We start from the raw sequence: 7,448 nt of genomic DNA on the forward strand, positions 1-7,448 counted from the left end.
GGGCCCGTCCGGCCCGGAGCCGTCACGCCGTGCAGGGCCCCTTTTCGGGCGACCGGTGGCGGAGCCGGACGGTGCCGCCACCGCCACCGGGGGAGGGTCGTGCCAGGAAGGGCCTGAGCGCCACGGTCCAGGGCGCTGCAGGTCAGACCCGGTCCCGCCCCAGATCCGCGACGAACCCGGCCCATGCGCCCCGCGCGAACGCGAGCCGAGGGCCACCGGGCTCCTTGGAGTCCCGTACACGTATGAGGGTCGCGTCGGCGGCGACCTCGACGCACGCCCCTCCTTCGCCGCTGCTGTAGCTGCTCTTGAACCAATCCAGCCGTGCGTCCTGTTCAGTGTTCATTGGTCTCCCAGCATCTTCTCGATCAAGGTCAGTGACTCTTCTGGCGTGAGCGCCTGCGCCCTGATGCTGCCGTAGCGCGCGGCAAGGATACGTACCTCGTCCGGATCCGTGATGAGACGGCTGACGTGCTGCACTTCCAGATATGCCACCTGGGGCTTGCCCTTCGGAGTGAGCAGGATGAACGGCCCACCCAGGCTGGGATGTTCCTTGCGTTCCGTCGGCAGCACCTGGAACTCCACACTGCGTAGCCTGCCGAACCTCAGCAGCGCTTCAAGTTGCTCCCGATGAACGTTCCATCCGCCGAGCGGCCGACGCAATACTGATTCCTCGATGGTGAAGGTGGTGAACGGCGGAGGCCAGCGGTCGAAGATCTGCTGGCGGTCCAGCCGTGCGGCCACGCGCTGTTCGACGGTCGTCTCGTCCAACAGGGGCTGGCGGGTGCCGAATACGACATGTGCGTGAGCCTCCGTCTGAAGGAGCCCGGGGATCGCGAGCGAGCTGTAGTCGTGCAGCTCGACCGCCTCCGCCTCCAACCGCGCGTAATTCCGGAACCACTCCGGATGCCGCACCCTCCGCCGGGTCTTCGCCCGTTCCACGTCTTCCGCCGCGGACGCGAGCAGGCCCCCGCAGTCCAGCAACTGGTCCACTGCGACGAGCAGTTCGGGCTGAGGCGTTCGCCGTGCCCGCTCGACCGACGAGATCGTCTCCTCGCCGTACCCGAGCCGGTCACCCAGCTCCTTCTGACTCAGCCCGGCCCGCTCCCGGGCCACCTTGATCTGTCGGCCGAGGGCCCGGAACAGGTCCGCGACCTCGTCCGTGCCGTCCGCCTCGTCGCCCGCGGGAACCCCCGTACCCGGCTGCGCTGCCATGCCGTACCACCACCCTGTTCCTTGTGCAGAGGACGAACCGGCGAAAGCCCGGCCGGGACACGGCCGTACACCCGTACATCACACTGTCTGTCCCAGGACAGTCACCCTGCGTACCGCCCGGAGTGCTCCACACAGTAGGACGAACCGGTCACCCTCGGTGATGTGACTCAGGAAACCGTCACCGCACCCGGTGAACCGACCGTCGGCACAGCCCACTTCCGCACCATGTTTCCCACCACGGCGCACGGCGCGCACACCGCACGCCATGCGGCCGAGCGCTGGCTCGCCGCACAGCAGGGGCGGTCGGAGCCCGCCGACGACGACAGCACGGCCACGGCCTCCCTCCTCATCGCCGAACTGACCGCCAACGCGGCCCTGCACGGCCGGGTACGCGGCAGGAACGCACGTCTCGCCCTCGCCCTGACCCCCGCCACCCTGCGGATCGAGGTCACCGACGCACGGGGCGAACGCCTGCCCGCCCCGACCCCGGTCGCCGATGCCGACGGCGAGTCCGGACGGGGCCTGCTCCTCGTCGCCTCGCTCGCCGACGCCTGGGGCTGCGAGCCCCATCACCCGGGCGGCAAGACGGTGTGGGCGGAGTGCGCCCGGCGGGCTGCCCGGACAGGGCGGTAGGCAGGGCAAGGGCACTCTGCCATCGGTGCCCCGCCCGCCCTGCTCACCACAGCCCAGCCGTCGGCCGGCCCGTCCTCAGGACGTGCCCCGGCCCTCCCAGCGGTCCCGGAACCACGTCAGCGTCTCGGTGAGCAGCTCTCGGTTGCGGTCCTTCTCCAGCAGGGACAGCCGGAGGTTGGGACGCAGCTCCAGCTTGCCCTCCGGGAGGTCGACACCGTCCAGAGTGTTGAGGCGGGTGAGGAGTTCGGCGCGCAGCGCGCGGTCGGTGAACGGCTCCCGCGCGGCGAGGTACTGGAACACCACCTCCGCCGTGCCCCCGCGCCCGGCGCCCGGGTAGAGCGTCATCGGCCAGATGCCGCGACCGGGGCCGCCCGCCTCGCCGAGCATGAGGTACGCGCTCGTGGTGACGTGTCCCGCGCCGTGGCCGATCCAGCCGCCCAGTGCCTCCCAGTGGGCGAAGAGCGCGCGGACCGCTTCGACGGTCTCGGGGGAGTCGTCCGCGGCGAGCTGGCGGAAGAACCGTTCGGAGCGGGTTTCCTCTCCCGGCGTTCCCGCGGTGCCGTCCTGAGCGGTGTCCTCGCCGTCCGCCCGGTCGTCGTCCGTGCCGGCGAGCAGCGCGGCGAGAGCGTCGGCGGTGAGCCGCTGGGCCGGGTCTCCGGCCCCGGTGGCCGTGAAGCGGACGCCGTCGGCGGCCAGCCGGGCGCGGACGTCGTCGCTTCCCGCCTTCTGGGGCGTCGCCCACCGGAAGCCGTCGGAGACCTTGCCCTCGGAGGTGAGGACGCGGTACGCGTTGACCACTCCGGGGGTGTTGGCCAGGTGGTTGCCCACGGCCTGTGCGCCGGAGCCGAGGAACGCGGCGAGGTCGCCGTACGAGGTCCAGGTGCCGTGGGGGAGCGCGGCGAGGACCTGGTGGGCGAGCTGCCAGTCGCGGCTGCGTTCCGCGCGGCCGACTCCGCGCAGCGGGGCCGGCCACAACGCGATCGCGCGGTCGGCGAGTTCATCGGCACGGGCCAGGATCTCGCGCACGCCCCAGCGTTCGGTGGCGGCGATGCGGCGGTTCATCTCCAGGTGGCTGCCCCGCAGCAGGTCCTGTTTGCGCTCGAAGGGGTGGTTGGACAGCTCCGCGTTGACCGCGGTGAGCGTCAGGTTGCCGAGGGTGTGCTGGAACAGGGCGTGCAGTTCCTCCGAGGTCTCCTCGCCGTCCGCCTCCTCGCTCAGTGCACGCAGCCACTCGTCACCGGGCGACTGCGGCATGACGTGCTCGATGGTGAGCTGCGCGGCGGCGAAGTCGACGGGTTCGGGATGCCCGTAGCTCTCCTCCAGCCGTTGCAGCACCAGTTTGCGCTGCTGCCACCGGCCGTACTGGTAGAACGGCGCCTTCCTGATCTTGTCGCGCAGTTCGGTGTCGTCGGGCCAGAAGCGGTTCTCGGAGGAGAGGAGCCGGTGCAGTCCCTCGGTGACGGGCACGTCGAGCGGGAGCTGTCCGGGCACGGCCTGGAAGATCCGGTTGAGGTTGTTGACCGGGACCCGGCAGATCATCCGGCGGACGAGGAAGCTCTCGATGTACGCCAGGGCGCGGGCGGTCTCGGAGGAGTCCGCTTCCCCGCGCTCGCGCCGGTCGAACAGCAGCATCAGGGCGGGGTAGGTGACGGCCGCCTGCCACGCGTCCAGGCGGCGGAGCGCGGCCCGGACTGCGGGGTCGGGCTCCTCCTCGGGGTGCAGCAGCCGGCGGAAGTGGACGCTGCGGCGGTGCAGTTCCCTGATGTACTCCTCGATCTCCGCCTCGCCCGTCTTCCTCTCCTCGAAGCGCTTCTGCTGGGCGGTGTACAGGTCCTGACGGCGGACCCGGTCGTCTCCTTCGAGCACCAGTTGCAGCCACATGAGCTGTTCCAGCTCGTCGTTGCTCAGACTGCCCTGCAGGGGGAGCCAGTAGGTCTCGTAGACGTGCTCGCCGCGCGTCGGAAGCCGCATGAAGAGGTAGTTGCGCAGCAGGTCGGCCTGGCTCAGCTTGAGGCCGGTGTTGTTGAGCGACTCGAAGATGCGGTGCACGTTGTCGCCGCGCTCGGCGGTCACCGCCACCAGCGTGAGCCGGGAGGTGATCGCCTGCTCGATGCGGAACACGTCCTGCGGGGCCGCCGGATCGTCCGCCTCGACGAGCTTCTTGCGGAAGAAGGCATAGGCGGTGGCGACACCGCTGCCGGTGGCCTGATCGGTGAGGGAGCCGCGGATGTGGGCGGCGAACTGAGGCCGGTCCGCCTGCGTCGGCAGCAGACGGAGGTGGTCGTTGCCGCTGTTCCATTTATTGATCAGGTACTGCTCGTCGATGCGCTGGGCCTGGATCGGCGCGGTGTCCGCGACATGGTCCCGGATGGCGGCCAGGGCCAGGGACAGCGTGGTCAGCCGCTGTTGGCCGTCGACGACGAGCCAGCGGGAGAACGTCGCATCGTTCTGAGGTGACGGTGCGAGCACGACCGAACCGAGGAAGTGCGTGCTGGACTTCTCCTCCGCGGACTCGAGCAGATCGGCCTGTTCCAGGATGTCGCTCCACAACTGCTTGAGGTGCTTCTCGGTCCAGGAGTACGTCCGTTGGTAGAGCGGTACCTGGAACTGCTGGGCCCGGCCCTGCACGAGATCGGCGAACAACGTTTCCTTGGCCTGCATGATGGCCCCCTCGATTCGCGGTCGTCCGCCGCCGATTACATCAGGCCCGGCTGTCCTCCGTACCGGAAAAGCCCCATGAGGTGCGGAACCGTCGGAGATCCGGGCACACCGCACTGTGCGTCCTCCCTGACCGATGGCCGGAGTCTGGACACGGAGGTCCGGTTCGCCTTTGGAAGGCCGTTCCGCACTGCGGGCAGTCCGTGAACGGTAGTCGGCCCCGGAGTGTGCCAGGCCGCTCCCTCTTCACGGCCCCCGCCTCAGCGAACCGGTGCCTGGAGGTGGAGGCGGCCGTCGTGGACCTCGGCGATCCGGTCGGCGGCGGTGAGGTGGGTGCGGTCGTGCGTGACCAGGACGGTGGCGGTGGCCCGTTGGTGGGTGAGGCGGGTGAGCAGGTCGATGACGGCGGCGCCGCGTTCGTGGTCGAGGGCGCTGGTGGGTTCGTCGACCAGGAGGACGGTGGGGTCGTTCATCAGGGCGCGGGCGATGTTGACGCGCTGGCGCTGGCCGCCGGAGAGCTGGTGGGGGCGGTGGTCGGCCCGGTCGGCCAGGCCGACCGCGTCGAGGAGTGCCAGGGCGCGGCTCCGGGCGGCGCGGGGGTTGCGGCCCTCGATCCGGGCCATGACCTGGAGCTGTTCGGCCGCGGTGAGGGAGGGCAGCAGGTTGGGCTGCTGGAAGACGATGCCGATCCGGTGGCGGCGCAGTGCGGCCAGCTCGCCGCGGGTCAGGCCGGTGGTGGCGGTGCCGTCGACGGTGACGGTGCCGGCGTCGGGGGTGATCAGGGTGGCGGCGACGGCCAGCAGGCTGGACTTGCCGGACCCGGAGGGCCCGACCACGGCGGTCAGGCTGCCCCGGGGGACCTCCAGGCCGACCCGGTCGAGAGCGGTCAGGCGGTCCTCGCCGTCGGGGTAGGTGAGGGTGATGTCGGTCAGGGTCAGGCTCATCGGACGTTCCCCAGGGCGGTCAGCGGGTCGACGGAGGTGATGCGGCGGACGGACAGGGCGGCCCCGAGGACGCCGAGCAGGATCGTCACCGCCGCGGGGAGCAGGACGGTGGCGGGGGTGAGGAGGAACGGCACGGCCGAGCCGGCCACGGCGGCGCCGAGGGCGGCGGCGAGACCGGTGCCGAGCAGGGTGCCGCCCACGAGCAGGACGACGGCCTGACCAAGGGCGTCCTTGAGGAGGCCCGAGGTGGGCGCGCCGAGCGCCTTGAGCACGGCGACGTCGCCGCTGCGCTGGATGGTCCACACGGTGAAGAAGGCCCCGACGACGAGGGCGGAGATGGCGAACAGGAAGCCGCGCATCAGCTGCAGGGACCCGTTCTCGGAGGCGTAGGAGCCGATCGCGGACAGCGACTCGTCGACGGTGACCGTCCTGGTGCCGGCCTGCCGGTCGGTGGCCGCCACGTCGGCCCCGGACGCGGTGTTCAGGGCGATGACGGTGGCGGCGGGACCCTCGCCCTCGCCGTCCCCGGTGCCGGTGGGCGGCGCGATCCTCCGCCAGGTGTCGAGGCTGGTCCAGATGACCGGGGTGTGGCTGAAGTGGGCGTCGCCCCGCACGGCGGCCACCCTCAGCCGCTGCCCGGCCAGGGTGAAGGAGTCGCCGTCCTCCACCCCCAGGTCCTCGGCGGCCGCGGTGGACAGCACCGCCCCGCTGTCACTGATCCGGCCGCCGTCCGGGGCGAGGCGTGAGCCGGGCCGGACGCCGAAGGCGCAGACCCCGGCGCTCCTGTCCCCGACGGTGGCCCTGGTGGTGGTGATCCCCAGGGGTTCGGCGCTTTCGACGCCGGGGGCCCCGGACCACTGCCGCCACTGCCGCTCGGTGACGGTCGAGTGGGAGTACGACAGGTCCTGACCGCCGCCGGGAGCCCGGAAGGCGATCCTGTCGGCGGGCAGGGAAGTGATCGCGGAGACGTTCTGCCGGCCCAGGCCGGCCGTCAGGCCGGACAACAGCCCGACCAGCAGGGTGATGAGGACGACGACGGTCCCCATCAGGGCGAAGCGCCCCTTGGCGAACTTCAGGTCTCTCCAGGCGACGAACACGGCCTCGGCCCGTCCTTTCCGATGGTGGAAGCGGTACGACTCCACCGTCGCCGCCGGCCCCCTGTGCGCGCGTCCGGCGCAGGACGGCACTTCGCGGGCCGAAAGGCGGCGCACGGATTCCCTCTTTCGACAGAGGCCCCCGGGCGCCCGCCTCCGTAACCTGGGACGCACTGTGAACACCGTCGCCCCCGCACCGATCCCGACCCCCTGGGTCCTGGCCTGGTGCCTGCACCTGCTGGTCACCGGCCTGCTCGCGCTGACCGCCGGCCGGGCCGTCGCCGACGGCCGGCCCCACGCGGGATCGATCACCGCCGTGGCCGCGGTGTGCGCCGCGGTGTACGCGGCCGGGCCGCTCCTGCCCCGTGTGCGCCGCTCCCGTTGCGCCGCCGCCTGGTGGCTGGCCGCCGTGGGCGCCGTATGGCTGGTGCTGCTGGCCCTGTCCCCCGACGGCGTGTGGGTGGCCTTCCCGCTGTACTTCCTCCAGCTCCACCTGCTGTCCCGCCGCGCCGGGCTCACCGCCGTGACGGCCACCGCGGCTGCGGCGATCGCCGGCTTCGCCGCCCACCAGCCCTCCTTCGGCCCGGCCATGGCGATCGGCCCCGCGCTCGGGGCCGCCGTCGCCGTCGCGGTGGTGTGGGGGTATCAGACCCTGTACCGGGAGAGCGAACGGCGCAGGCAGCTGATCGAGGAACTCACCGCCACCCGCGCCGACCTGGCCGAAGCCCAGCACACCGCCGGGGTGCTCGCCGAACGCGAACGGCTGGCCCGCGAGATCCACGACACCCTGGCCCAGGGGCTCTCCAGCATCCAGCTGCTGCTGCGCGCCGCCGAACGCGCCCTGCCCGGCCGGCCCGACGACGCCGCCCGTCACGTCGACGCGGCCCGCCGGGCAGGGCGCGTTCGG

7 protein-coding genes are annotated in these 7,448 nt (G+C 71.8%); 2 read left to right on the top strand and 5 right to left on the bottom strand.

All coding sequences use genetic code 11. The features are described from left to right. Positions 1–142: 142 nt before the first annotated feature. Positions 143–343 carry a DUF397 domain-containing protein gene (locus AOK18_RS23440; RefSeq protein ID WP_055695627.1) on the bottom strand — a complete coding sequence of 67 codons (201 nt, stop codon included), beginning with the start codon at positions 341–343 and terminating at the stop codon, positions 143–145. Beyond that, on the bottom strand, positions 340–1,212 hold the full coding sequence (locus tag AOK18_RS23445; RefSeq protein WP_055572091.1) for a helix-turn-helix domain-containing protein: 873 nt from the start codon (positions 1,210–1,212) through the stop codon (positions 340–342). The genes AOK18_RS23440 and AOK18_RS23445 overlap by 4 nt, the downstream gene beginning before the upstream one ends. 162 nt (positions 1,213–1,374) lie before the next feature. Between AOK18_RS23445 and AOK18_RS23450 the strand changes: the two genes are divergently transcribed. Next, complete coding sequence (locus AOK18_RS23450; RefSeq protein WP_055695628.1) at positions 1,375–1,845, top strand: ATP-binding protein; 471 nt, start codon at positions 1,375–1,377, stop codon at positions 1,843–1,845. A 75-nt stretch (positions 1,846–1,920) separates the two neighbouring features. Here AOK18_RS23450 and AOK18_RS23455 read toward each other — a convergent pair whose 3' ends face one another. The 3 genes from AOK18_RS23455 to AOK18_RS23465 form a co-directional block, all read right to left on the bottom strand. Continuing rightward, positions 1,921–4,506 (bottom strand): GmrSD restriction endonuclease domain-containing protein, encoded by a 2,586-nt coding sequence (locus AOK18_RS23455; RefSeq protein ID WP_055695629.1) that lies wholly within the window; start codon positions 4,504–4,506, stop codon positions 1,921–1,923. A gap of 257 nt (positions 4,507–4,763) precedes the next feature. Beyond that, positions 4,764–5,447, bottom strand: a complete 684-nt coding sequence (locus tag AOK18_RS23460) for an ABC transporter ATP-binding protein (protein ID WP_055695630.1) — start codon at positions 5,445–5,447, stop codon at positions 4,764–4,766. Then, complete coding sequence (locus AOK18_RS23465) at positions 5,444–6,544, bottom strand: ABC transporter permease (RefSeq protein ID WP_055695631.1); 1,101 nt, start codon at positions 6,542–6,544, stop codon at positions 5,444–5,446. Before AOK18_RS23465 ends, AOK18_RS23460 begins: the two co-directional genes overlap by 4 nt. A gap of 172 nt (positions 6,545–6,716) precedes the next feature. On the opposite strand from AOK18_RS23465, the gene AOK18_RS23470 reads away from it, so the two are divergent. Then, positions 6,717–7,448: histidine kinase (locus tag AOK18_RS23470; RefSeq protein WP_240503284.1), on the top strand; the 732-nt coding region annotated here is incomplete at its 3' end.

Source organism: Streptomyces prasinopilosus, from assembly GCF_001419695.1.
Classification (GTDB): domain Bacteria; phylum Actinomycetota; class Actinomycetes; order Streptomycetales; family Streptomycetaceae; genus Streptomyces; species Streptomyces prasinopilosus.